17 protein-coding genes are annotated in these 25807 nt (G+C 71.6%); 5 read left to right on the forward strand and 12 right to left on the reverse strand.

What is annotated here, in order from left to right; all coding sequences use genetic code 11:
* Positions 1-130: 130 nt before the first annotated feature.
* Together O0S08_RS16300 and O0S08_RS16305 are read right to left on the reverse strand one after the other, a co-directional pair.
* Positions 131-643, reverse strand: a complete 513-nt coding sequence (locus tag O0S08_RS16300) for a biopolymer transporter ExbD (RefSeq protein WP_269040073.1) — start codon at positions 641-643, stop codon at positions 131-133.
* Positions 644-814: 171 nt separating this feature from the next.
* Positions 815-1294, reverse strand: coding sequence for a cupin domain-containing protein (locus tag O0S08_RS16305; protein WP_269040074.1), 480 nt, complete (start codon positions 1292-1294; stop codon positions 815-817).
* Between the two features lie 356 nt (positions 1295-1650).
* Between O0S08_RS16305 and O0S08_RS16310 the strand changes: the two genes are divergently transcribed.
* Positions 1651-2640 (forward strand): hypothetical protein, encoded by a 990-nt coding sequence (locus tag O0S08_RS16310; protein ID WP_269040075.1) that lies wholly within the window; start codon positions 1651-1653, stop codon positions 2638-2640.
* Between the two features lie 68 nt (positions 2641-2708).
* Here O0S08_RS16310 and O0S08_RS16315 read toward each other — a convergent pair whose 3' ends face one another.
* From O0S08_RS16315 to O0S08_RS16350, 8 genes are all read right to left on the reverse strand, one after another.
* Positions 2709-4952, reverse strand: a complete 2244-nt coding sequence (locus O0S08_RS16315; protein WP_269040076.1) for a chloride channel protein — start codon at positions 4950-4952, stop codon at positions 2709-2711.
* A 786-nt stretch (positions 4953-5738) separates the two neighbouring features.
* Complete coding sequence (locus tag O0S08_RS16320; protein WP_269040077.1) at positions 5739-7856, reverse strand: S9 family peptidase; 2118 nt, start codon at positions 7854-7856, stop codon at positions 5739-5741.
* Positions 7857-8065: 209 nt separating this feature from the next.
* Complete coding sequence (locus tag O0S08_RS16325) at positions 8066-8935, reverse strand: sugar ABC transporter permease (protein ID WP_269041849.1); 870 nt, start codon at positions 8933-8935, stop codon at positions 8066-8068.
* Positions 8936-9245: 310 nt separating this feature from the next.
* Positions 9246-11549 carry an extracellular solute-binding protein gene (locus O0S08_RS16330; protein WP_269040078.1) on the reverse strand — a complete coding sequence of 768 codons (2304 nt, stop codon included), beginning with the start codon at positions 11547-11549 and terminating at the stop codon, positions 9246-9248.
* Between the two features lie 354 nt (positions 11550-11903).
* Positions 11904-12977: an ABC transporter ATP-binding protein gene (locus O0S08_RS16335; protein WP_269040079.1), complete on the reverse strand. Its 1074-nt coding sequence runs from the start codon at positions 12975-12977 to the stop codon at positions 11904-11906.
* A gap of 7 nt (positions 12978-12984) precedes the next feature.
* Positions 12985-14949: an alpha-amylase family glycosyl hydrolase gene (locus O0S08_RS16340; protein ID WP_269040080.1), complete on the reverse strand. Its 1965-nt coding sequence runs from the start codon at positions 14947-14949 to the stop codon at positions 12985-12987.
* A gap of 22 nt (positions 14950-14971) precedes the next feature.
* Positions 14972-16600: a carbohydrate porin gene (locus O0S08_RS16345; protein WP_269040081.1), complete on the reverse strand. Its 1629-nt coding sequence runs from the start codon at positions 16598-16600 to the stop codon at positions 14972-14974.
* Between the two features lie 57 nt (positions 16601-16657).
* Positions 16658-16966: a hypothetical protein gene (locus tag O0S08_RS16350; protein ID WP_269040082.1), complete on the reverse strand. Its 309-nt coding sequence runs from the start codon at positions 16964-16966 to the stop codon at positions 16658-16660.
* Positions 16967-17061: 95 nt separating this feature from the next.
* On the opposite strand from O0S08_RS16350, the gene O0S08_RS16355 reads away from it, so the two are divergent.
* From O0S08_RS16355 to O0S08_RS16365, 3 genes are all read left to right on the forward strand, one after another.
* The gene (locus O0S08_RS16355) at positions 17062-19200 is read left to right on the forward strand and encodes an alpha-amylase family glycosyl hydrolase (RefSeq protein ID WP_269040083.1); all 2139 of its coding nucleotides are present in this window, start codon (positions 17062-17064) and stop codon (positions 19198-19200) included.
* A 334-nt stretch (positions 19201-19534) separates the two neighbouring features.
* Positions 19535-20914, forward strand: a complete 1380-nt coding sequence (locus O0S08_RS16360; RefSeq protein ID WP_269040084.1) for a cytochrome P450 — start codon at positions 19535-19537, stop codon at positions 20912-20914.
* A gap of 32 nt (positions 20915-20946) precedes the next feature.
* Positions 20947-21552: a TetR/AcrR family transcriptional regulator gene (locus O0S08_RS16365; RefSeq protein ID WP_269040085.1), complete on the forward strand. Its 606-nt coding sequence runs from the start codon at positions 20947-20949 to the stop codon at positions 21550-21552.
* A 1394-nt stretch (positions 21553-22946) separates the two neighbouring features.
* On the opposite strand, the gene O0S08_RS16370 is transcribed toward O0S08_RS16365, so the two are convergent.
* Positions 22947-23546, reverse strand: a complete 600-nt coding sequence (locus O0S08_RS16370) for a hypothetical protein (protein ID WP_269040086.1) — start codon at positions 23544-23546, stop codon at positions 22947-22949.
* A 305-nt stretch (positions 23547-23851) separates the two neighbouring features.
* Entirely contained in the window at positions 23852-24736 is an 885-nt protein-coding gene (locus O0S08_RS16375) for a LysR family transcriptional regulator (protein ID WP_269040087.1), read from the reverse strand.
* Between the two features lie 96 nt (positions 24737-24832).
* Here O0S08_RS16375 and O0S08_RS16380 point away from each other — a divergent pair, with 96 nt between their 5' ends.
* Positions 24833-25750, forward strand: a complete 918-nt coding sequence (locus O0S08_RS16380; RefSeq protein ID WP_269040088.1) for an NAD-dependent epimerase/dehydratase family protein — start codon at positions 24833-24835, stop codon at positions 25748-25750.
* The last annotated feature ends 57 nt before the right edge of the window (positions 25751-25807 follow it).

The raw sequence follows: 25807 nt of genomic DNA on the forward strand, positions 1-25807 counted from the left end.
TTTAGGACATGCCGATCGTCGCGCGGCGGCGACGCTCACGCGGCTCGGGCCCCGTGAGCGGTCCGAGTGAAGATCAGACATGTCCTCGAGGACATGTCGATCCTCGCGCTGCGCGAGGTCGGCGGTCCGATCAGCCGACGCTCTCGATCACCGGCGACCAGAACATGCACTCCTCGCCGGGCTGCTCGCCGCGGGTGTACCCGCCGAGCTTGCAGCGATCGCCGCGGAGGACGTCGATGGTGCGCACCAGGACGTCCATCGGCACGTCGCCCTCGGCGGTGATCGTGACGGTCGACTCGGCGGGGAACAGGTGCTTGAGGTCGCGGGCGGCGGCGGCCAGGGCGGCGTAGTCGTAGTCGCCGCCGCTCATGGGGATCGTGCCGGGGCCGGCGTCGCCGCCGCCGGAACGGGTGCGGAAGCCGTCGCGGCCGATCGTGACCTTGAAGCCGAGCTCGGGCTGGGTCGGGTTCTGCGGCTGCGAGGTGGGGCTGCTGATGCTGCGCGGCACCGCGATCGAGATCTGGGCCATGCTCGCGAACTCCATCGCCAGCAGCAGGGCGGGGATCAGCAAGAACATGACGTTCATGACGGGCAGGAGGTCGGCGTTGACGGTCTCTTCCTCGGTCGGCTTGCGGGTGGGCACGGCGGGATCCTCCACGGAGATGCAGCTGTCTAATAGGACATGTCGCGACGGACAGCGCGGCCGCACACCGGCCGCACGCGTCGCTTCGGATGGTCAGACAGCGGGCTCCGGGCGAGGTTCCCGGGGAATATTCATCGGCCCTCGCGCGTGACCGCGATCTTCGGCCGCGGGTCAGGTGAGGCGGGTGATGACGTCGGCGTGGCCCGGGAAGGCGCGGACCAGCGCGTCGCGGTCGGCGAACTCGAGGTCGGCGAACTCGAAGCCCGGCGCGACCGTGCAACTCACCAGAGCCCAGTCGCCCGGTCGCTCGACCTCGGCGCCGAACCACGCGCCGGCGGCGACCCACTGCTGCGGGGCCTCGGCCGCGGCGAGGTCGAGGCCGAGGCGGAGGACGCGGTGCTCGCCTTCGTCGAAGACGTGGACCTGGAGCCCGCCGCCGGCGTGGAAGTGCCACAGCTCGTCGCTGCAGATCCGGTGCAGGCGCGAGCGCTCGCCGTGGCGGAGCAAGTAGTAGATCGCCGTCGAGGCGCTGCGCGGCTGACCGTCGCGGACGACGCCGAGCGCGGCCCGATAGGTCTCGCGGTAGTGCCCGCCCTCTGGATGTGGGACGAGTTGAAGCGCGTCGATCCAGCCCTGAGCGTCGTGCGGCACGCGCGGAGGGTAGCGCGAACGGGTGGCGAAGTCCGCGGCGTGGGATGCGTCGGGCGTCGCTCAGGTTCGACGGGGCTCAGCGGGGCAGCTCACGACGGCGAGAGCTTCAACCGGCACCTCTTAGGCGGTCGACGAAAAGCTCGGCGTGGTTTTCGCCGTGAAGACGATGTGTTCGCGGAGGGCCGGCAGCTGGCGAGATCCACGAGGCTCGGGTCGCGGTGCGACTTGCGATTGCCCCCGATGCTCGTTGCAAGTCGCCGCGCCGGCGACCTCGTGGCTTGTCGTGTAGTCGCGGCGAACAGTCGAGCGGTGAAGACGCAGTTGCCCTCGCTCGGGCTCGGCTGTATCGGTGGAGGATGAGGATGGCTCGATGGTGGTGTTGGATGATGGTGACGTTGCATTCGTGCGGTCCGTCGCCGGCTGATACGACGACGGACGGTCCGGGTCCGGGGACGACGGGCACGACGGGCACGGCGGGTCCTGTCACGACGACGGCTTCACCGACGACGTCGACGACGTCGAGCACGGGCACCAGTCTCGATGTCACGACGACGGCGACCACGGACGACGCGACGAGCACGACCTCGAGCGCCGAGACGACGGGCACGACCTCGACCTCGACGAGCACGACCTCGACGACGAGCACGACCGACGAGCCGGCGCTGTGCTTCGACACCGACGAGACCACGGGCGAGGCGCGGGAGACCACGGGCGACGAGACCGGCGGCGAGCCGGTCGTCTGCCCGCCTCGCGCCGATCAGCCTTGCACGGCGCCGGTCGAGTGCACCCCGGAGATGTTCTGCGGGAGCCACGTCTCCTCGCTCGACGAGCACGGCTGCCCGCGCCTCGGCTGCCTCGACGACGCCGACTGCGGCCCGGACGAGAAGTGTTGGTCGGCCAATGCCGACGGCGCGCCGATTTGCGTCGAGAAGGACGGCGCGTGTGAATGCTCGGTCGACCCGTTCGTGAGCAGCAAAAGGTGCCTGCCCAAGACGTTCGGCGACATCCCCGCGCTGTGTCCGACGCTGACGAACGAGGCGGACTGCAACGTCTTCAGGGTGCCGAAGTGGTTGGATTACTGCGAATGGACGGCGATCGAGCAGTTCTGCCCCGGCACCTGCGGGTCGCGCACGGTGCATCGCTGCGTTAATTTCAGCTATCACGGAGATGGCTGCCTTATGGCCTCCGCCTGCCCCGAGCGCGGGCAGCTCGGTTTCTTCCGCGAGGGGCCGCTCGGCCCCGAGCTGCTGATCGCTCAGAAGTGCGAGGACGATCCCCCGGGGTGGGCGCAGTGCGGCGTGGAAGACGACCCCGGCGTCTGCGACTGTCGCTGCACCCTGTTCTGACCTCGTACCTCACGCGCGAGGTGTCACGAAGGAGATGTCCTAGCAGATGACATGTCCCGAGGGACACGTCACCTTCGCGGCGCGCCGACCGGCACTCCGGGGCGCGTGGGGCCCATGCGGCGGGCGGCGAGGATCTGCTCGCGCGTGCCGACCACCGCGAGGACGTCGCCCTGCTGCAGCGGGGAGTTGGGATCGATCGCCAGCGGGGCCTCGCCGCGCAGCCACTCGACCACCGTCGCGCCCGTCTCGGCGCGCAGCGCGAGGTCGGCGAGCGTGCGGCCGGTCCAGCGGCGGCCGACGACGAGGTGGTCCAAGATCATGCCCTTGCCGAGGCCGACCTCGTGGCCGTGGACGGCGCCGCCGGTGGTGTGCAGGTGCACGGCTTCTTCTTGCTGGCCGAGCACCTTGTCGCTGTAGTGGGCCAGCAGGTCGCCGCGGCGGAGGACGCCGATCAGGCGGTGCTCGGGATCGACGACCGGCAGCAACTCCGCGCTCGAGCGCGCCGACGCAAGCATCGCGCCGGCGAGGGTGTCGGTCGGGTAGAGCAGGGCGAGCTGGACGTCGGCCATCAGGTCGCGCGCGGCGGCCTCGGCCGGGACCTCGCCGTGCAGGACCCGCTTCGCCAGCAGGTCGGCGTCGATCCACCCGATCACCGCGCCGGTGTCGTCGACGACGAACGGCGAGCGGCCCTCGTCGAGCGCGATCCGCCGGACCTCGGTGGCGCCTGTCCCTTCGGACAGGGTCCGCGGCGGCGGGAGCATGAGGTCGGCGACGTGGCCGCGCTTCATCACCTCGACCTCAGCCTCGTGACCCATCACCACGCCCTGCTGGTGGAGGGCCTCCTGGAACAGGCTGCGCGGGGTGATCCTGCGGGCCACGAACACGGCGAGGATGCAGCCGAGCATCAGCGGGAGGATGAGCTGGTAGTCCCGGGTGAGCTCGAAGATCATCACGATCGGCGTCAGCGGGGCCTGCATGGTGGCGGCGAAGATCGCCCCCATGCCGACGAGCGCGTAGGCGGCGGTCGACTCGGCGGCCGGGCCGAGCGCGAAGTGGGCGAGCGCGCCGACGACGGTGCCGAGGCAGGCGCCGATGTACAGCGAGGGCGTGAACACCCCGCCGAAGCCGCCGCTGCCGACGGTCAGCGCGGTGGCGACGAGCTTGAGGCCGAGCAGCGCCAGCGCGAGCTGCCAGCCGAGGTTGCCCTGCAGCGCGTCGTTGATCGTGGGGAGACCGCCGCCGAGGACGTCGTTGGAGACGAGGGCGGCGAGCAGACCGACGCCGAGGGCGCCGAGCGCCGGCTTGAGCAGGGCGGGTGCCTTCAAGTTCTGGAACCACCGGGTGGTGCCGAGCACCGCGCGACCCATGAGGGTGCCGAGCACGCCGGCGAGCGCGGCGAGGGCGATGAACAGGCCCATCTCGGCGAGCATGGCGTCGCCGTGTTGGACTGTCGTAAAGGTCAGGTGCTCGCCGCGAATGGCGTGCGAGGTGAAGGTGCCGGCCACCGCCGCGACGATCAGCGGCACGAACACCGACATGGTGCCGATGTTGCCGCCGATGGCGCCGCCGAACACGATCTCGACGGTGAACACGACGCCCGCGAGCGGAGCGTTGAAGGCCGCCGCGAGGCCGCCGGCGCACCCGGCCCCGACCATCGCCAGGTGCCAGCGCATGCGCAGGCCGAAGAAGCGGGCCAAGACGCTGCCGACGGCCGCGCCGATCGCCACGCTCGGGCCCTCGTGCCCGCACGAGCCGCCGCTGCCGATCGTGATGCCGGTGCCCACGCCGACGACGACTGCCTGACGCCCGCGGATGGTGCCCTGCTTGCGGGCGATGGCCTCGATGACGGCCGGGATGCCCATCACCGGCGGCTGCTGGAGGATCCGCCGCAGCACGAAGTGCAGGCCGCCGGCCGCGAGGCCGCCGAGCACCGGGACGCCGATGACCGCGGCCCAGCGGACCAACGCGCTGCTCTCCTCGGGCCGCGGGAACAGGCGGAAGGCGTAGTCGATCCACGCCAGCAGGGCGCCGGCCGCGACGCCGCTGGTGGTGCCGACCACCGCGGCCATGACGATGAGGAAGACGTGGTCGTCGTGGACGACCCGCGCCAGCTGCTGGCCCATCAGCAGGCCGAAGCGCGCCCACAAGCGCATGAGCAGGCTGCCGTGCGGCAAGGCGTCGAAGAAGCCGGTCGCCTCGGCGCTGGCGACCCGGTGCGCGCCGGTCGGCCGGGTGGAGGTCGCATGACCGGAGGCCGCGGCGGGGTCGGGGGGCGAACCTCGCGCGGGCGCTGAAGGCTCCGTCTCGGGCACGGGAGATCGAGGATAACAAAAACGCCGCGCGTCCGCCCGGGCCGCAACCGCATGTCCTTCAGGACAGGATGAATGTGGGCATGACCTTGAGGACAGGTCGAGACCGCGCGGCGAACGGGCCCTGGACGCGCGCGCAGCAGCGTGTGGTTCGCAGGCCACGCGCGCCTCGGGTGGCAAGGAGTCGCTTAACACCTCGAGGGTTCGCACCCGGGCGCAGGGCACGATCTCGCGGCACCGTCGCGTCCGCATCCGCGAGCGACGGTCGTGCGCCGCGACGCGGCCGACCACGATCGCCGCGCCGCTTCTCCAGCGGGCATGGCCCCTGGAAACGCGGTGCGGCGACGGTAGCGCTCGGTGGCGAGAGGTCGTGCTCGCAGTCTGCGCGAGGGCGTAGCGATCGATGTTCCGTATGCATTCGACTCACGCCCGAAGGGGCGCACGAAGAGCAGCGATCGCATCACTCGCGCTGCGATCGCTGCACGGGCGCGTAGTGAGGGTCTGACTCCCTCGGCGCTCGGGCGCGGCGATGCGGCGCACGAAGAGCAGCGCTCGCAGCGCTCATGGCTCGTCGGGCGTCGTGACGCACGGGCGTGTCGCGGGAGTCGTGACTCCTCCACTCACGCCCCGAGGAGCGCACGAAGGGCGGCGCTCGCATCACTCGCGCTGCGATCGATGCGCGGGCGCGCCGCGGGTCGTGGCTCCTCGGCGCTCACCCGCGGTGAGGCGGCGGACGAGGAGCCGCGATCGCGGCGCAGGCTGCGATCGCTGCGCGGGCTCGTCGCGCCGTTACTGCTTGATCGCCTGCGTGTGCGAGCGCAGCGCCTCGGCCAGGCCGGGGACGCTTTCGGCGCCGACCGGGACGGTGATGCTCGAGCCGGTGAGGTCCTTGCCGATCGGCTCGACGCGGCCGCCGAGGCAGGTGCCGAGGAAGCCCTCGGCCGCGGCGGTGAACGCCTTGCTGTTCTCCGCGCGGGCGAAGCCGTGGCCCTCGTCGGGGAACAGCACGTAGGTGACGGGGATGTTCTTGGCCTTCATGGCCTCGACGATCTGGTCGCTCTCGGCCTGCTTGACGCGCGGGTCGTTGGCGCCCTGGGCGATGAGGAGCGGCTTCTTGATCTTGTCGACGTGGCTGATCGGCGAGCGGTCGAGCAGCTTCTTCTTGCCGTCCTCGGTGCGCGGGTCGCCGACGCGCAGGTACCACTGCTGCATGAAGCTGGCCCAGTAGGCGGGGAAGGTGTTGAAGAGGGTGATCAGGTTGGACGGGCCGACGACGTCGACGCCGCACTTGAAGGTGTCGGGCGTGAAGGTGAGGCCGACCAGGGTGGCGTAGCCGCCGTAGCTGCCGCCCATGATCGCGACCTGGTCCGCGGTGGTGACGCCCTGCTTCACCGCCCAGTCCACGGCGTCGACCAGGTCCTCGTGCATCTTGCCGGCCCACTCGAAGTTGGACTTGTTGACGAAGTCCTTGCCGAAGCCGGTCGAGCCGCGATAGTTGACCTGCAGCACGGCGTAGCCGCGGTTGGCCAGCCACTGCGGCGAGGGGTTGTAGCCGTAGGAGTCGCGCGCCCACGGGCCGCCGTGGACGTAGAGCACCATCGGCGCGGGGGTGTTCGGCTTGCCGTCCTGCTCGGGGTCGGCCTGCAGCGGCAAGGTCAGGTAGCTGACGAGGGTGAGGCCGTCGCGCGCCGGAATCTCCTGCGGCCATTGCTTGGCCAGCGGCTTGCCGTCGAGCGCGGGCCGGGCCGAGAACAGGCGCGTGAGCTCGCCGCTGGCCCGCGTGTAGCGGTAGTAGACGGACGGCGCCTCGGCGGCCGAGTAGGCGACGATCCAGGTGCTGTCGTCGAGCGTGCTCGAGTTGACGTTGATGACGCCGGGGCCGATGGCCTGCAGCTTCTTGAGGTCGCCGGCGACGCTGTCGTCGAGCGCCTTCCACTCCTCGCGCAGGTAGTTGGTGGCGACCGCACGCACCACGCCGGTGCGCGGGTCGGCGAGCGCGCCGCTGATGTCGGCCCGCGGATCTTCGAGCAGCAGCTTCTTGTCGCCGGTGGCGAGGTCGACCGCGACCAGGGCGACGGTGTTGCGGTCGCGAGAGTCCCGCAGGTAGAGGGTCTTGCCGTCGGTGGTGATGTTGCCGAAGTTGGTGCTGAGGGAGTCGTCGAACGGGACCTCGGTGAACGGCTTCCACTTGCCCTTGCCGTCGGGCTGCAGCACGTCCATGCCGCCGTCGTCGCGCGTGCGCGTGGCCAGCCGCACCTTGAGCTCGGGGTCGGTGATGTAGCCGGCGAACTTCTGATCGTTGCGCTCGACCAGGGTCCGCTTGCCGGTCGCCAGATCGACGCGGTAGAGGTCGTGCCACTGGGGATCGCGGTCGTTCATGCCGACGAGGACGACGTCGGGGTGGAGGTGGCTGACGCCGTTGACCATGGCGCGCGTCTTCGGATAGGCCGACAGGTCGCGGCTCTCGCCGGTCTTGAGGTCGAGGGCGTGGAGGTGGAAGTCCTCGTCGCCGCCGCTGTCGCGCATGAAGAGCAGCGTATCGGGGCGGTACGACCAGAAGTACTGGGTGATGCCCCGCGCCTTGTCGGCGGTGACCGCCCGACCCTTGCCGGGATCGTCCGCCGGCGCGACGTGGACGTTGAGCACGCCGTCGACCGGCGCGACCCAGCTGAGGTGCTTGCCGTCGGGGCTGATCTGCACGTTGACACGCTCGGGGTTGCCGAACAGGAACTCGCGCGGGATGAGCTCGGGCGCCTCGACGGGGGGCGCGGTGGTCGGCGGCCCCGCCTTCGCGTCGGCGGGCGCGGCCTTTTTGGCCGGGGGGGCCTTCCCGGCGTCGGCCGGCGGGTTACTACAGGCGGCGGGAGCGACGGCCAGGCCGAGGGACAGGAGCAGGAATCGACGCATTGCGGGGCACCTCCAGGGGTTCGTTGTTGGAATGCGATCGCGGCGGGTTGGATTCACGCCTGGGTGAAATGTCACCGATTGTGGCTGGGCGAAACCGCGCCCGGCAGCGGGCTCAGCCACGCGGACTGGCACGATTCGGCCCGCTGCCGCGGGTATGTGCATTGTGTTTCGTGGGACGGAACGCCGATCACTGTGTCGACAATCGTGGTTCAGCCCTTCACGCCGCCGGCGGTGAGGCCGGCGATGAGGTGGCGCTGGGCGATGTAGAAGAGGATCATCACGGGGATCGAGACGATCAGCGAGCCGGCGGCGAACTTGGGCCAGTCGGCGCTGAACTCGGAGATGTAGCGCTGCAGGACCACGGGGACGGTGTACATCTCCTCGCGGCCGAGCATGGTGTGGGCCAGCACGAACTCGTTGTAGGCGCTCATGAAGGCGAACAGGGCGGTGACCGCGATCGCGGGGCGAGCGGCCGGCAGGACGACCTTGCGGAAGGCCTCGAAGCGGGTGGCGCCGTCGACCATGGCGGCCTCCTCGAGGTCGCGCGGGATGGTCTCGAAGGCGCCGCGCAGCTGGAAGATGGCGAACGGGACGGCGGTGGTGGCGTAGCAGAGGACGAGGCCCGAGCGGGTGCCGAGCAGGCCGAGGCCGTCGAGGATGATGTAGAGGGGGATCGCGCTGGCGACGGCCGGGAACATCTGCGTGGCCAGGAGCGCCCGCACGCCGCCCTCCTTGCCGACGAACTCGAAGCGGGCCAGGGCGTAGGCGGTCGGCACGGCGATGACGACGCCGACGAAGGCGGTGGCGAGGCTGATGACGATCGAGTTGGCCAGCTGCAGGCCGAACAGCCAGCGGTCGGGCTCGCCCGGGACCTCGAGGGTCGAGAAGGCGACGCCGCGCAGGTGCTCGAGGGTCGGCTCGATCGGCACCGGCAAGACCCGCGGGGTCGGCTCGACCGCGCCGGAGAAGGCGAGAGAGACGACCCAGAGCAGGGGATAGAGCGCGAAGGCGACGGCGACGACGAGCAGCAGGTGGGCGCCGATCGACTCGGCGAGGCTGACCCTTCGACCCTGTCCCATGGCGCTCATCGGCGGACCTCGCGGCGCGGCGGGGAGACCCTGGGGAGCGGGGCGGGGCCGGCTCCTGCGCCGGAGCGGGCGGGCGTGGCCACTGGGACCGGCCAGCGAGCCGGGCTCGGCCGGGGAGGCCGGGGGAGTCGAGCGCGAGTGGCCTTTGGGACAGGTCCGGAAGAAGGCGCCGCGCTCGCCTCGCCGGGCCGGGGGCGCCCGCGGGGAGCCGCCGCGAGGGGCCGGATGGGCATGTCGCCCAGGACATGTCCGAGGGGACCTGGCCGATCGGGCATGGCGATCAGGACATGTCTTGAAAAACTCATCGCGCGCCTCCCGGCTTGCGCGCCAGCCAGGCCGGCAGGCGGGTGGTGACGAGCAAGAGGAGGAAGATCAGGACGGCGTAGGCGGCGGCGTAGCCGTACTGGGCCTCGCGGGTGAAGGCCCAGCGGTACGCCTCGCTGACGAGGATGTCGGTCGAGCCGTCGGGGTCGCCGCCCGAGACGAGGAAGACGACGTTGAACATGTTGAAGGTCCAGATCGCGCCGAGGGTGACGGCCGGGGCGAGGGCGGGGCGGATCATCGGCAGGGTGACGCGCGTCAGCCGTTGCCAGCGCGAGGCGCCGTCGACCTCGGCGGCCTCGAGCACGTCGGCGGGGACGGCCGTGAGCGCGCCGAGGGTGACGACCATCATGAAGGGGAAGCCGAGCCAGACGTTGGTGGCGACGTTGGCGGCGAAGGCGGTGGCGAAGCGCGAGAACCAGGCGATCGGCTCGATGCTGGTGCCGAACCACTCGTTGACGGCGAGGACGAGGCCGGTGACCGCGCCGTACTGCTGGTGGAACATGCCCTTCCACGCCAGGGCGGTGACGTAGCTCGGGACGGCCCAGGGGAGGATGAGGAGCACGCGGTAGAGCGCGCGCAGGCGCAGGGTCGGGCGCGACAGGACGAGGCCGAGGGCGAGGCCGATGGCGAGGTGGAGGACGACGTTGACGGCCGTCCACAGGAAGGTGACGAGGAGGACGAACCAGAACGAGCCGGTGGCCAGCAGCGGGCCGCCGCGGGCGGTGAGGATCTCGACGAAGTTGGCGAGGCCGACGTAGTAACCCTCGCCCGGCCGGCCGGCGAACAGCGAGGTGGCGGCGCCGACGATCAGCGGGACGAACACGAGCAGGCCGACGACGACGACGCTGTGGGCGACGTAGCGGTAGGCCGGCAGCGAGGCGCGGAGGGCCTGGCGGGCCTCGGGGTCGCGGGCGCGGCGGACCAGGTGGAAGGCGACGAGCAGCAGGCCGAGGCCGAGGACGAGCAGCGCAGGGGTCGACGAGGCGGGCGCGGGCGGGGGGCGGCGGACGTCGGCGAAGCGATGCGCGGCCTCGGCGAGGGCGTCCTCGGGGCTGGCCTGGCCGCGCAGGACCTTGCGGATCGCGCGGAAGGCCGGCTCCCAGGTCGAGCGCATGGCCGGATCGGCCGACATCGGCTCGGCCAGCTCGGCCTGGGCGCGGAAGCCGGCGAGGACCGGGCTGTCCTCGGGGACAGGTACGTCTGTCCTCACGGACAGGGTGCCGGCGAGGCGCTGGCGCAGCTCGGCCGCCTCGGCGCCGCCGAGGGCGCGGGCCAGGGCGAGCGCGGCCGGGGAGGCGGCCCCCTGCGGCGAGAGCATGGCGGCCTCGACGGTCAGCGGCGGGCGCATCGGCAGGCCGGTCTCGCCGACGACGGGCAGGGGGACGACGCGCCAGGCGAATTCGACGCCGGCGAGCTGGCCGACCAGCCAGGGGCCGCTGATGGCGAAGGCGGCCCGACCGCTGCGGAACAGGTCGGAGACGAGGGCGCCGTCGGCGTCGCGGGGGACGGCGCCGCGATCGACGAGCTCCCTGGCGAAGGCGAGCGAGCGCGCGGCGGCGGGGCCGACGAAGCCGAAGCTGCCGTCGCCTTCGAGCATGCGCCCGCCGAAGGCCGCGAGCAGCGGCATGTGGCCGTAGGCGCTCTGGGCCTCGTAGGCCAGCGGATAGACGCCCGCGGGCAGCTTCAGGGCGGCGATGTCCTCGAGGGTCGAGGGGACGTGGTCGGCGAGGCGGGTGTTGACGAACAGCGCGACCGACTTGGCGCTCAGCGGGACGCCCCAGCGCGCGCCGTCCTGGGTGACCGCGGCCAGCGACTGCGCGGTGTAGACGGCGTCGGGATCGAGCGCGGGGCCGGCGTCGCCGACGAGGGCGCGCAGGCGGTAGTCGCCGAGCCGCTCGTGCGAGTCGATGAAGACGTGCGGGCCCTGGCCGCGCGGGATGGTGGCCGCCAGCTTGCTGCCGAAGCTCTCGTGCGCGACGGCGAGGAGCTCGACGCGGTGGCCGGTGCGCGCGGCGAAGTCCTCCACGATCGCCACCAGGGCGGCGGCCTCGGCGTCGCGGTAGGCGTGCCACAGGCGCAGCTCGTCGGCCCGCGCGAGCGCGGGGGCGAGGGCGGCGAAGACGACCAGCAGGACGCCGAAGAGGCGGGCGCCGGCGCGGGCCGATGCGGCGCAGAGGACGTGTCCTCGGGGACCTGTGCGGGAGGACAGGTTCGCGGCAGCCGCGGAAGCGAGCGCGGGCGTGCTCGCCCGCCTCCGAGCCGATCCCGCGCGCTTCAGCAACCGGACCTCACGGGCATGTCGCACGAGACATGCATTGAAAGACATGCTCGATAGGACAGGTGGGCGACGTTCCTACCAGGCGGAGAGAGCGAGTGGGTGCGAGCTTGACCGCGGGCGGCGAGGAATTCAGGCGAGAGGCCCGGGCGGACCGCAGACGAGCAGGCCGCCGCGGCCGCGGTCCGACGAGCTCTCGCCCGGGGCGAGCCCGGCCCGCGCGCAGCCGCGCCGGGGCTGGGGCCGGGACGGGCCGCGGCGCTCCGCCGGCTTCGAGCGGGCTCGGCGCGCCTCAGCAAGCGGGCCTCCGCGACATGTCGTCCGAGACATGCGCCGAGAGACATGCTGTCGAGGACATGCTCATGGGCGCAGGCTGAGGCCGGTGGCGGGGTCGAACAGGTGGAGGGCGCGGACGGCCAGGGGGAGGGTGTCGCCGCGGGCGACGCCGCTCTGGCTGTCGAGGCAGACGGTCAGCGGGACGCCGCCGAGGCGGGCGTGGATCTGCAGCTCCGGGCCGAGCAGCTCGACGAGGTCGACCTCGACGCGGACGTCGGGGGCGTCGGGGCGGACCACGAAGTCGTGCGGGCGCACGCCGAGGCTGACCGTTCGGCCGGGCTGGAAGTGGTCGCCGAACGCCGCGGGGTCGCGCACCGCGAGGCGCTGGCCGCCAGGCAGGGCGAGGCCGGCGGCCTCGACCTGGACGTTCTCCAGGAAATTCATGGCCGGGCTGCCGAGGAAGCCGGCGACGAAGCGGGTGCGCGGGTGCTCGTAGACCTCGCGCGGCGGGCCGACCTGCTCGACCACGCCGCGGTTGAGGACGAAGATCCGGTCGGCCAGGGTCATGGCCTCGACCTGATCGTGGGTGACGTACACGCTGGTGGCGCCGAGCTGATCGTGGAGCTTGCGGATCTCCACGCGGACCTGGGCCCGCAGCGCGGCGTCGAGGTTGGACAGCGGCTCGTCGAACAGGAACAGCTGCGGGCGGCGGACGATCGCGCGGCCCATGGCGACGCGCTGGCGCTGGCCGCCGGACAGCGCGCGCGGCAGGCGGTCGAGCAAGTGCTCGAGGCCCAGCATGGCGCTGACCTCGGCGACGCGGCTGGCGACGGTGGCCGCGTCGGTCTTGCGCAGGTTGAGGCCGAACGCGAGGTTGTCGCGCACCGTGAGGTGCGGGTAGAGGGCGTACGACTGGAACACCATGGCGATGTCGCGGTCGCGCGGGGCGAGGCGGGTGACGTCGCGCTCGCCGAAGCGGATCTCGCCGGCGGTGACCTCCTCGAGGCCGGCGAGCAGGCGCAGGAGGGTGCTCTTGCCGCAGCCGCTCGGGCCGACCAGCACCGCGAAGCCGCCGTCGGGGACATGCACGTCGACGCCACGCAGGACCTCGGTGGCCCCGAACCGCTTCACGATCGTGCGCGCGGTGACTGCGACCATGGAGCCGTCAGACGTCCTGCTGCGGGACCAGGAGCATGCCGGACACCGGCGGGAGGGTGAGGTCGAGGACGCCGCCGGCGCCGACGGTGTACTTCTTGTTGCCGCCGAGGACGTCGACCAGCACCGCGCCGGCGGGCGCCGAGACGGTCATGGTGGCGCCGTCGAACTGGGTGCGGCTGTCGTGGTTCTGGTTGGTGTTGAAGACGACGAGCACGTAGTTGTTGCCCGCCTCGCCGCCGGCGCGCTCGAAGGCGAAGATGCCGGCGTCGGTCTCGTCGCCGGTGCGCGTGGTCGACCACACGACCTTGGTGTCGCCGCGGCGCAGCGCCGCCAGCTTCTTCCTGTACTCGATCAGCTTCTTGGTGAAGACGAAGGTCGGCCCGGTGGTGTCGAACGCCGGCGGCGCGGCAGATTCGCCCAAATAGGGGTAGGGCCGCCACATGTCCTCGCGGTTGCTCGGGTCGTTGCCGCCGCGGTACTCGAGCTCGGTGCCGTAGTACAGGCAGGGGACGCCCTCGGCGGTCATGAGCATCAGCAGGGCGTTCTGCAGCATGGCCCGCAGGCGCAGCTCCTTGTCGCGCAGCGACTTGCCGGCGAACGCGGGGTCGTTGTCGACGCGCTGGCGGGCGAAGTAGAGGAAGCGCGCGACGTCGTGGTTGTCGATGAAGTTGACGAGGGCCTTGTACGGCGGGATGCCGGCGCTGTCCTTCGGCGCGACGGTGCCGTAGTTGACGGTCTTGTTGGCCCACAGGTTGGCGATCCGGTCGGTCGACGCGGCGTCCTGGAACACGTCGCGGAACACCTGGTAGTGCTGCGGGAAGTAGAAGGCGCTGTCGAGCTGGTCGCCGGTGAGCTTGGGGCCGTCGTCGCACGAGTTCTCGCGCGCGAGCTCGGCGTCGCTCGGCAGGTCGTTCTTGGTGAACGAGCCGACCAGATCGTCGCGGCCGTCGAAGGCCTCGCCGAACATGAAGAACTGGGTCTTGCCCTGGGCCGCCAGCCGCTGGCGCACGCGCTGGGTGAAGTAGCGCCAGAACTCGCGCTCGACGTGCTTGACCGTGTCGATGCGGAAGCCGTCGGCGTCGGTCAGCTCGATCCACCGCGCGTACGAGTCGACGAACGCCTGCTTGACGTCGCAGCGGGTGGTGTTGACGTCCTTGAGGCCGCCGGGGAAGTCGCCGGTCAGCAGCTGCTGCGGGTCGTCGTAATTGAAGGTGCGACCCCTGCGGTTGTAGATCTCGGGGTTCTGGAAGATCGGCGGCATCGGCGTGACGTGGCCGCTCTTCGGGTCGTACGGGAAGACGATCGGCGCCGGCCCGGCCGGGCCCAGCGAGGTGAAGGCCTGGATGCCCAGCGGGTTGAAGTCGGGGTCGTACTCGGTGATGTGGGTGAAGCCCGACTGGTCGAAGCCCGGTGGCACCGGGGTGCCCTGCGGCCGGGTGCCCGTGCCCTGCAGCAGGATGTCGGGCACGCCGTTGAGGTTCATGTCGTAGAAGAACAGCTGGCCCATGTGGTTGGCGACGATGTCGATCACCACCAGCATGTCGCGCTCGTGCGCGGCCCGGACGAGGCTGCGCAGGTCGTCGAGGTTGCCGAAGTGGGCGTTCGGCTGGGTCAGATCGACGGCCCAGTAGCCGTGATAACCATCCACGTTGGCGTCGGTCTCGATGTTCTTGATGACCGGCGAGATCCACAGCGTGTTGACGCCGAGCTCCTGGATGTAGTCGAGCCGGTTCTCGAGGCCGATCCAGTCGCCGCCGTGGTACCGCGCCATGTTCTCGCGGTCGAGCAAGTAGTTGTTGCCGTCGTCGCCGTCGTCGAAGCGATCGATGAGCACCTGATAGATGACGGCCTCGCGCCAGTCCTGGGCGTGGGTGGCGATCTTGACCGGCTCCTCGAGGGTGTCGAAGTGCAGGCAGCCGGCGGCGGCCAGCAGGGCCGGGGCGAGGGCGAGAGAGAGTCGGCGGACGTGCATTGGTCGAGTCTCCGAGGTCGCGTCAGCGGAAGTAGCTGGTGCTCCCGAACCACCACTCGGCGCCGACGCCGATGAAGTGGTCGACGCCGCGGCGGGCGAACACGTCGTCGGCCGGGTAGAACGAGCGCGTGGCGGCGTCGCGCACGGTGAGGAGGTAGATCAGGCGGATGTGCGGGCGCTGGAACGCGCCGGGGCCGCCCGGGGTGATGAACGGGATCAGGCCGAAGCGGCCCATCTGCGCGAACACCGGCTTGAACAGGTTGGGCGCGTCCTCGGTGGCGACGCCGCGCTGCTGGGCCTGGTAGGACGCCTCGAACGCGACGCCGGCGATCTTGGCGAACCACACCTGCGGGCGGACGATGACGATGCCCTCGTTGAGGTCGTCCCAATCGAGCGAGCGGCTGGCGTTGCGGAACTGGCGATAATAGGAGCCCATCAGCAGGCCGAACGGGCCGCGCTCCCAGTTGCCGCTGAGGGTGACGAGCAATTCGTAGGCGCCGGTGGTCAGGCGATCGGGCCGCAACTGCCGGGGGGCGTTGAGCTCGCCGTAGGCGGCGAGGCCGGAGGCGAACCGCGCGGTGAGGTTGACGTAGGTGCTGCGCTTGCCGGTGAAGGCGCCGACCTGGGCGCCGCCGACGAAGCCCTTGTCCCTGGGGACGCTCTCGTAGACCTTGCTCTCGACCTCGCGCTGGCCCTCGGGCACGTAGTGCAGCTCGCCGTAGAGGATGCCCTTGACGCCGCCGCTCTCGCCGACCGGCCACACGTGGCTCAGCTTGATGCTGCTGACCAGCTTCTGGCGATCGAGGATCGCGACCTCGGCGGCGCCGAATTGATTGTAGGCCGGCGGCCGCAGGATGGTCTGGCGATAGTAGGGATCGGTCGGCTGATTGAGGCCGGCGTGGAACTTGAGCTCGGTGCCGGTCTTGAAGGTGTAGCCGACGCCGCCGCCGATGGTGTTGAGGTTGTCGAGCGGCCAGAAGTCGAGCAGGTAGATGTCGTCGCCGCGGTACATGCGTGAACCTGCCCAAAAAGACAGGCCCTTGACGCCGGCGTTGCGGACCTCGAGGTAGAGGTTGCGGATCGCCAGGGCGGCGGAGAACTGGCCGTTGTAGTGGAAGATCGGGGTGGCGAACGCGGTGGTGGCGACGATCCGCGTGTAGGCGCCGGTCGACTTCCAGTAGTCCTCGCGCCGCAGCTCGAGCTCGGCGTAGTTGGCCTCGTCGAGCCGCGAACCACGGGCGACGATGTCGCCGTTGCGGCCGGCCCGACCGGTCGAGTCGCCGCCGGCGATGACCCGGCCGTACGAGCCGAAATGGAAGCCGTCGGCGAGGCCCGGCGGCGAGTTCGGATCGTGCGGGTGCGGGGCGGCTGGCTTGGTCGGCTTGGGCTCCGGCACCGGGGTCGGCGGCGGGGCCTCGGGCGGCGGCGCGGCGGTGGTCGCAGGGACCGCGTCGGGCGGGGCCTCGGGGCCGACTGCCGAGCTGTCCTCAGGGGCAGGTTCGGTCTCGGCCGGGGTCACCGGCGGCGTGGAGGCCGTGGGCTGCGAGGTGGTGGGCGGCGCGGCCGGGCTCTGAGCGGCGGCCGCAGGCGAGACGGCGGCGCCGAGGAACGCGACGGCGAGGGACAGGAGCGGACGTAGATCGCGGCGCACGGCGTCGTCGCATTGGTACTCCGAAGCGACGACGCTTGTCGAGCGTGGATCGCGGGATCAGCCGAGGCGCTGCTTCAAGGCCCGCAGCAGCTCGCGGTCGCCGGGATCGTCGGTCTCGGCGACGAGGGCCTGGATCGGCCCGACGGCGGCGTCGTGGGCGACCCGCATGGTCCGGGTGAACTGGGGCGGGGCGCCCTGAGTGTGGACGAACTGCCGCAGGGCGTGTCGCCGATCCTCGGCGCTGCCCTGAGAGAACGCGGGGCTGCTGAACAGGTCGCGATAGCCCTGGTAGGCGGCGTCGACGTCGCCGCGGCGAAAGTCCGAGGTGATCTGCGCGAGGGCCTGGATCATCTGTTGTGACTGCATGAGTGGCTCCGCAAGACCCGTAGCACCACAAGGCAGACGCGCACGAGGCTGCACGGGGCGGCCGGCAGCGAGGCCTTCGTGATACGCTGGCGCGGATGCAGAGGCGAGGCAGGTCCGCCAGGGTCGCGGCCGCGGCGATCGCGGTCGGGCTCGCTGCGTGCGAGGATGCGGCGCCACCGCGACGCGACTGCGCGGCGACGGTGTGGGCGCAGCCGCAGCGCCCGGGGGCGTCGCTCGAGATCGTGGGCTCGTGGAACTCGTGGTACGTGCCCGGGATCCCGCTGCGGCCGAGCGCGGAGGACCCGGAGTGGCTGGTGGCCCGCGTGGAGCTGCCGCCGGGCGAATACGGGTACTTGATCGTCGAGGACGGGGTCGACCGAATCGACGCACACAACCCGCTGTCGACGTTCTGGCAGGAGCAGGACGACCTCGAGGTGTCGCTGCTGCGGATCGCCGATTGTGAACAGCCGCAATTGGTGGTGGACGGCGTGGCGGCGACGCCGACGGGCGAATGGACGGCGTCGGCGCGGCTGCTGGCGGCCGGCGACGGATCGCCGCTGACGCGCGCAGAAGGGCGCGCGGGCGACGGGACCGTGGTGCCGGCGGTGATCGATCGAGCGAGCGGGGCGATCACGATCGAGCGCGCCGGACTGCCGCGCGGCAAGCATTCGCTCGAGCTGGTGGCGGTCGACGAGGCCGGACGCGAGGCAAGGGGGCGGGCGGTCGGTTGGGTCGAGCCGGCGGCGGAGCGGCCGCAGGAGGGGCTGCTCGTGCAGATCATGATCGACCGCTTCCGCGGACCGAACGGAGCGCCGCTGGGGCCGCCGGCGAGCCCGGGCGGTCGCGCTGGCGGGACGCTCGACGGGATCGAGGCGGAGCTCGACGGGATCGAGGCGCTCGGGGCGACCGCGCTGTGGCTGTCGCCGGTCTACGTGAACCCGGAGGAGGCCCGCGAGGGCCGCGGCGACGGGCATCTGTACGAGGGGTATCACGGCTACTGGCCGCTCGAGTCGCGCGGGGTGGACCCGCGGATCGGCGGCGAGGCGGCGCTTCGGTCGCTGGTGACGGCCGCGCACGCGCGGGGGATCCGGGTGCTGCTCGACCTGGTGCCCAACCACGTGTACGAGGACAACCCGCGCTACCGCGAGTCGCAGTCGAGCGATCTTTGGAACATGTCCGATCCGCCATGCGTGTGCGGGCTCGGCAGCTGCGACTGGGGGCGGTACATCCAGACCTGCTGGTTCACGCAGTACCTGCCCGACCTGCGGCTCGAGCGGCCCGAGGCGCTGCGCTGGGCCTACGAGGACGCGGTGTGGTGGATGGAGGCGTTCGACGTCGATGGGCTGCGGGTCGACGCGGTGCCGATGATGCCGCGGGCGGCGACCCGGCGGATCGCGGCGGAGGTGCGCGAGCGGCTGGCGCCGCGCGAGGCGAGCTTCTTCGTCGGCGAGGTGTACACGGGGCCCGGGTCGTGGGGGATCGAGGTGATCCGCTACTACCTCGGGCCCGACGGGCTCGACAGCGTGTTCGACTTCCCGCTGATGTGGGCGCTGCGCGACGCGATCGCCCACGAGTCGGCCGGCTTCGCGGCGGTCGAGGCGTCGCTGGTCGAGGTCGAGGCCAAGACGGCCGGCAGCGGCGGGACGCTGACGCGGATGATCGGCAACCACGACGTGACGCGGTTCTTGTCGGAGGCGGCCGGCGGGACGGCACCTGACCCATGGGCCAGCCCGGAGCCGCAGCCGATCGAGGCGCTGCCGTACGAGCGCCAGGAGCTGGCGCTCGGCCTGGTGCTGACGCTGCCGGGGCTGCCGGTGATTTATTATGGTGACGAGGTCGGGCTGGCCGGGGGGCAGGACCCCGATAACCGGCGGGTGATGCCGGCCTGGGACGCCCTGTCGTCCCCGCAGGCGCAGCTGCTGGCGACCGCGCGCGCGCTCGGGACGCTGCGGCGCTGCTCGCCGGCGCTGCTCCGCGGGGCGCGGCGGGCGGTGACTGTGACTGCCGATACGTATGCGTTCGAGCGCGAGACGCCGGCGGGCGAGCGCGCGCTGGTGCTGGTGTCGGGGGCGGGCGAGGGGCGAGAGGTCGGGCTGGCGGGGCTGTCCCTCGCCGCAGGGGAGTACGTCGACGCGCGGACGGGGGAGGCGTTCGCGCTGAGCCCCGGCGCGGCGGTGCCGATGGCGCCGCGCTCGCTGCGGGTGCTGCTGCCGGCCGGCGATCCGTGCCTGTGAGGAGGCGGTGCTCTCCGAAGGGCATGTCCGTGGGGACATGTCTTCATGGGCATGTTTTTTCAGACATGTCCAAACGCGCAGGGGCGATGAGAATTTGTGTCTCTGGGGGCATGTCCTTGCGGGCAGGTCATGGTCGCCCGGGAGGGCGGGTCGACGCCGCGCTGCGCGAAGTCGCTCGCGCCCGTCGAGCCGTCGACGTGCTCGCCGACGGTGGTCTGCCGGCTTAATTCTCGCTCATGATGCCCAATGCTCGAAGTCGAGCCGGGGTTCCGCTTGCCGTGGAATGAAACATGTTCTAGGGGTGTAGAACGCGTTTCAAAGAAGGATGACAACCGTGCTGCAAGCCCTGCTCGACCGTGTCTCGCCGCCCATCGATTCGATCCCGACGCCGACGCGGTTCCCGGTGTTCGGCCACTTGCCGATGCTGACCTGGCACGGGCTCATGCCGCTGGTCGAGTCGGCGCGGAAGAAGCACGGCGACTTCTTCCGCCTGTGCGTCGGCAAGCACTCGCTGTTCGTGGCGCTGCACCCGGACGCGGTCGAGCAGATCCTGCTCACGGACAAGGACTCGTACGGCAAGCGCGACACTTATGATTCGATCCGCATGCTGGTGGGCGACGGGATCCTGACCAGCGAGGGCGAGCTGTGGCGGCGCGAGCGGCGGATCGCCCAGCCGTCGTTCAACAAGGGCAGCGTGGCGGCGCTGGCCGGCAAGATGACGCGCTTGACCGAGCGGACGCTGGCCGAGTGGACCCGCCGCTTCCGCGTCGGCGACGAGTTCGACGTGTACTCGGAGCTGCTCGGGCTGGCGATGGAGATCATCGGCGAGACGCTCTTCAGCCTCGACCTGCGCGCGCGCGTGGGCGAGTCGGCGGCGGCGTTCACGGTGGCGCTCGAGCAGGTGTCGGGCCGCGGCAACCAGATGCTGCAGCTGCCGCTGGCGTGGCCGACGCCGGGCAACCTGCGCCTGCGCAAGGCGCTGCGGACGCTCGACGCGGTGACGTTCGACATCATCGCGCGCCGGCGGGCGGCGGGCACGCACGGCGACGACCTGCTGGCCGCGTACCTCAACGCGCGCGACGAGAACGGCGCGCCGCTCGACCCGCGGCTGGTGCGCGACGAGATCGCCACGTTCTTCCTGGCGGGCCACGAGACCACCGCGATCGCGCTGGCGTGGACGTTCTACCTGCTGGGGACGCACCCGGCGGTGTGGGACAAGCTGATCGCGGAGGTCGACCGACTCGAGGGGCGCGTGCCGACCGCCGAGGACGTGCAGTCGACTCTGGTCTACACGAAGGCGGTGCTGCAGGAGTCGCTGCGGCTGTATCCGCCCACGTGGAGCGGGGGCCGCGACATCGTCGCCGAGACGGAGCTGGCGGGCCATCGCGTGTACCCGGGCGATCGCGTGCTCTACCTGCCATTCCTGATGCACCGCGACCCGCGCTTCTGGGACGAGCCGGAGCAGTTCGAGCCGGCGCGGTTCCTGCCAGGGCAGCCGCAAGGCCGGCACAAGCTGGCCTACATCCCTTTCAGCGCCGGTCCGCGCATGTGCATCGGCAATCACTTCACGCTGCTCGAGGGCACTCTGGTGCTGGCGATGATCGCCCAGCGCTTCCGCCTGTCGCTGAGCGCGCGCGCCCGAATCGCGCAGGAGTTCCAGATCACGATGCGCCCGCGCCACGGGGTCCTCGTTCGCGTCGAGGCCAAGCGTTGACGCCGTCCCCGGGGACGCATACACCCAGGGGGATGACCGCAGTTCCGCTCCCCGGTGAGCTCACCCTGGTCGACGACCGCGCCCGTCGAATCCTCGACGCGGCGGTCCGACTCGCCGAGACCGGCGGCTTCTCGGCGGTGCGCCTGCGCGACGTGGCCCAGGCGTCCGGCGTGGCCCTCGGCACGGTCTACAAGCGCTTCCGCAGCAAGGAGGACCTGCTGGTCGGGGTGCTGTCGCTCGAGCTGGTGGCGCTGCGCGAGCGCTTCGCGGCCGAACCACTGCAAGGCGCGACCCGCCTCGAGCGCCTGGTCCAGTGCTTCGCGGCGCTGACCGAGACGCTGTGCGCGAGGCCCCACCTCGGTCGGGCGGTGATCCGCTCGGCGGCGACCGGGGAGAACGCGCTGGCAGAGCGGCTGCAACGGTTCCACACGGCGTTGATGGAGCTGATCGTGGGGGCCATCCGCGGCCGCGAGGACGGACCGGTCAGCGCGATCGAGCTCGAGCGCCTGACTGTCCTCGAAGACGTGTGGTTCTCTCGCCTGGTCGGCTGGACGGGGGAGCTCTACGGGCCCGAGCTGGTGGTCGAGCAGGTGGCGCGCGCGGCCCGGCTGCTCTACGGGGCCGAGGGCGACGTCTGAGCTGCCCGTTCGGCTCGCGTCTCGGGCGGGCTGGTTAGGCTGTCTTTTGGGGCATGTCTCGGAGGACATGCTCGCGTGGGTCGGAGGCGAGCGGGGGCTGGTGAGGCGAGGTCGGGCGCGAAGGCGATCGCACGCCGCGAGCGGGCCCCGGATCGATGCGCGGCGAGGGTCGCGGGGCCGGTGTCCGGGACGCCCTGTCCCCTCAAACAGTTGCTCGGACTTCGTGAGGGACAGGGAGCTTCGAGGCTGCTGTTGCCTCGTCCTGCGCAAACTCGGTGCCAGGGCGTCCCGGCCCCCGTCCTCCGGGAGCTCTCTTTGGGCGGTGACGGTCGGCGAAGCCGAGATCCGGGGCCCGCTCGCGGCTGAACGACGAGTGGGGTGCGCGGCGAAGGCGGGGCGGAGGTCCGGGCGTGTGCCTCATCCGGGGATGGCCCGCGAGTGCGGTGCGCGACGATCTGAGGGCGGAGGTCCGGCGGGTTTGTTCGTCGCGGGCGATCGGGGCGAGCGGGCGTCTGTTCGTGCGTGGGGCGATCGCACGCCGCGAGCGGGCCCCGGATCGATGCGCGGCGAGGGTCGCGGGGCCGGTGTCCGGGACGCCCTGTCCCCTCAAACAGTTGCTCGGACTTCGTGAGGGACAGGGAGCTTCGAGGCTGCTGTTGCCTCGTCCTGCGCAAACTCGGTGCCAGGGCGTCCCGGCCCCCGTCCTCCGGGAGCTCTCTTTGGGCGGTGACGGTCGGCGAAGCCGAGATCCGGGGCCCGCTCGCGGCTGAACGACGAGTGGGGTACGCGGCGAAGGCGGGGCGGAGGTCCGGGCGTGTGCCTCGGACGGGGATGGCCCGCGAGTGCGGTGCGCGACGATCTGAGTGCGGAGGTCCGGCGGGTTTGTTCGTCGCGGGCGATCGGGGCGAGCGGGCGTCTGTTCGTGCGTGGGGGCGATCGCACGCCGCGAGCGGGCCCCGGATCGATGCGCGGCGAGGGTCGCGGGGCCGGTGTCCGGGACGCCCTGTCCCCTCAAACAGTTGCTCGGACTTCGTGAGGGACAGGGAGCTTCGAGGCTGCTGTTGCCTCGTCCTGCGCAAACTCGGTGCCAGGGCGTCCCGGCCCCGTCCTCCGGGAGCTCTCTTTGGGCGGTGACGGTCGGCGAAGCCGAGATCCGGGGCCCGCTCGCGGCTGAACGACGAGTGGGGTACGCGGCGAAGGCGGGGCGGAGGTCCGGGCGTGTGCCTCGGGGGGCCGAGCCGTGAGTGGGGTGCGCGGCGAGCTGGGCGCCGAGTCCGGGCGCGTGCCTCGCGGCGAGAGGCGCGGGGCTGGCGGTCGGCGGAGAGTCTGACTGGATGGGCATGTCGCATCGGGCATGTCGGCGAGGACATGGCGCCTGGGACATGTTCTTAAGGTCAGCGGGAGTCGGCGGCCTCGGCGAGGGCGCACAGGGCCGAGTCGCAGTGCTGGCTGGCGATCGGGCTGCAGTCGTCGGGGAGGGCGTCGACGCGGGTGAGCTGGGCCCGCTGGGCGGGGGAGCGCAGGAGGTAGGCGAGGCCCTGGCGGGTGACGTAGTAGGTCTCGCCGGGGCGGGTCCAGAAGCCGGGGCGCGGGCGCGGGGGGCTGTTGGCGGGCGGGGCGACGTCGATGAGGAGGAAGTCGTCGCCGTGCACCACGGGCTCCACGAGGCCCGGGGGGCTGACGGCGGTGAGGCGCTCGGGAGCAGGGCGGCCGACCTCGACGAAGTGCCGCTCCTCGCGGAAGTCGCCCGGGGCGTAGAGCTTGAGGTGGTGGCGGGTGACGAGCCGGTACAGGGCCGCCAGGACCGCCAGGGGGAACAGGACGATGAAGCCGACGAGGACGCTGCGCTGGCCGTCGGTGAGGTGATCGACGGCGACGCCTCCGAAGGCGCCGGCGACGCCGTAGGAGAACACGAGGCACAGCGCGAGCAAGCCGAGCGGGCCGCGGGCCAGCGCGGCGGCGGTGCGCCCGAATCGTGCCGGCTCGAGGGTCATGCCACGCGTCGGTCATACCACGCAGCGCGCGGAGGCGACGACCGGGATGCGCAACCAACAAGATAGAGGAGGACGAGGTGTGAAATTATTGTGATCGGAATTACGGATTTGGCAGACGGTGAGGCCTGCTCGCTGGAGCGGCCCGATGGGCCGCAACGTCCAGCGCAGGGCAGCGGAGCTTCGCATGCCTCGAGTCGTGGCGCGCCGCACTGCCGCGGGGTCATGAGCCCGACCTGTTCGCATGGACATGCTCTCTTCGCCATGTCCTGAAGGACATGAGAATGAATGTGTCGCAAGGGACAGGTTCAGGCGGGCATGGTGGTGCGGGCGGCGGCGGCGAGGAAGTCGACGACGGCGCGGACGCGGGGGGCGAGCAGGCGGCCCTGGGGGAACACGAGGTGGATGGGCAGGCCGTCCTCGGGGGTGTCGGCGAACAGGACGCGCAGGGCGCCGCGCTTGACGTCGGCGGCGATGGTGACGTCCGGCAGCCAGGCGATGCCCACGCCGGCGAGGGCGAGCTGGCGCAGGGCCTCGTTGCTGTCGGCGGCGAAGGGACCCTGCGGGACGAGGCGGCCGCCGCCGGGCAGCTCCCACGGGACGCGCAGGCCGCCGCGGAGGATGGCGAGGTGAGCGTGGCGCGACAGGGCGTCGGGGGAGCGCGGGACGCCGTGCGACTTGAGGTAGGTCGGGGTGGCGCAGAAGTTGCGACGCAGGCGGCCGATCCGCCGCTGGACCAGCCGGCCGTCGCCCTCGCCGCCGACGCGCAGGGCGACGTCGAATTGCTCGGCGTGCAGGTCGACGAAGCGGTCGGCGAGGCCGAGCTCGAGGCCGATCTGCGGGTGGGCACGGTGGAGCGCGGGCAGCCGCGGGACCAGCCAGGCGTGGCCGAGCTCGACCGGGGCGCTCATCCGCACGACGCCGCGCGGACCGGTGGCGCGCGCGGCCTCCTCGCAGGCGTCGGTGATGTCGTCGAGCGCCCGCTGGACCCGCTCGAACAGGGCCTCGCCCTCCGGGGTCGGCTGCAGACCCAGGCCGGTGCGCACGACCAGCGGCACGCCGAGCTTCTGCTCGAGCCGCGCGACCTGCTTGCTGAAGGCCGAGGGGGTGGTGCCAGCCTCGCGCGAGGCGGCGCTGAAGCTGCCGGCGCGCACGCTGCGGACAAACGCCTGGAGTTGCGGGGTCAGATCCACGGGCAGCTTTGCCTCTCGGGCACAGGACGTGTGCCAGGAATCAAACTACCATGCGCGAACGGAACAGACCAGACTGGCGGCACGAGGGACTTCGAGATGAAGCGTGCATTCGTGACAGGTGTTTCCGGTTATATCGGCGGGTCGGTGGCGCGGCGGCTGGTGCAGGACGGCTTCGCGGTGGTCGGACTGGTCCGCGATCCGGCCGCGGCGGGGCGCATCGAGGCGACGGGCGTGCGGCCGGTGATCGGCGGGCTGGGCGACGCGCCGCTGCTGGAGCGGCTGGCGAGCGAGGCCGATGTGGTGGTCAACACCGCGGACTCCGATCATCGGCCGGCGGTCGAGGCGCTGATCGCGGGCCTGCGCGGGACCGGCAAGACGCTGGTGCACACGAGCGGGTCGTCGATCGTGGCCGACGAGGGCACGGGGGAGTACTCGGAGCGGGTGTTCACCGACGACACGCCGAACACGCCGATCCCGGCGAAGGCGGCGCGCGTGGCGATCGATCGGCGCGTCCGCGACGCGGCGAGCGAGGGTGTGCGCAGCGCGGTGATCTGCCCGACGATGATTTACGGCCGCGGCTCCGGCAGCAAGCGCGACTCGATCCAGGTGCCGATGTTGATCGGCGCGGCCCGGCAGCGCGGCGCGGGGGTCCATATCGGCCCGGGTCGCAACATTTGGTCGAATGTACACATCGACGATCTGGTCGACCTGTACGCGCTGGCGATCGAAAAGGCGGAGCCCGGGAGCTTCTTCTTCGCCGAGAACGGCGAGGCGGCGCTGGGCGAGGTGGCGCGATCGATCGGGCGCATGCTCGGGTTCGGCGAGCGCACGGTCGAGTGGCCGCTCGCCGAGGCTGTCGCGGCGCTCGGCGTCGAGGCGGCGAGCCTCGGCCTGGCGTCGAACAGCCGCGTGCGAGCGACGCACGCGCGCGCGCTCGGCTGGCTGCCGCGGCAGATCGGTCTGCTCGCGGACATCGAGGGCGGCAGCTATCGCCAGGACTTCGGGCCGAAGTGAGGCGCGAGCGCCGAGGATGAGGACTCGCGCCTGCGTGTGCTCGAGCGAGCGCGACGG

Source organism: Nannocystis punicea (assembly GCF_026965555.1).
Taxonomy (GTDB): Bacteria; Myxococcota_A; Polyangia; order Nannocystales; family Nannocystaceae; genus Nannocystis; species Nannocystis punicea.

Coding starts and splice junctions, on each gene's coding strand:
- O0S08_RS16365 (WP_269040085.1), top strand. CDS start 20,947: ATGACCGCAGTTCCGCTCCCCGGTGAGCTCACCCTGGTCGACGACCGC.
- O0S08_RS16320 (WP_269040077.1), bottom strand. CDS start 7,856: ATGCGTCGATTCCTGCTCCTGTCCCTCGGCCTGGCCGTCGCTCCCGCC.
- O0S08_RS16340 (WP_269040080.1), bottom strand. CDS start 14,949: ATGCACGTCCGCCGACTCTCTCTCGCCCTCGCCCCGGCCCTGCTGGCC.
- O0S08_RS16350 (WP_269040082.1), bottom strand. CDS start 16,966: ATGCAGTCACAACAGATGATCCAGGCCCTCGCGCAGATCACCTCGGAC.
- O0S08_RS16325 (WP_269041849.1), bottom strand. CDS start 8,935: ATGGGACAGGGTCGAAGGGTCAGCCTCGCCGAGTCGATCGGCGCCCAC.
- O0S08_RS16310 (WP_269040075.1), top strand. CDS start 1,651: ATGAGGATGGCTCGATGGTGGTGTTGGATGATGGTGACGTTGCATTCG.
- O0S08_RS16335 (WP_269040079.1), bottom strand. CDS start 12,977: ATGGTCGCAGTCACCGCGCGCACGATCGTGAAGCGGTTCGGGGCCACC.
- O0S08_RS16370 (WP_269040086.1), bottom strand. CDS start 23,546: ATGACCCTCGAGCCGGCACGATTCGGGCGCACCGCCGCCGCGCTGGCC.
- O0S08_RS16380 (WP_269040088.1), top strand. CDS start 24,833: ATGAAGCGTGCATTCGTGACAGGTGTTTCCGGTTATATCGGCGGGTCG.
- O0S08_RS16355 (WP_269040083.1), top strand. CDS start 17,062: ATGCAGAGGCGAGGCAGGTCCGCCAGGGTCGCGGCCGCGGCGATCGCG.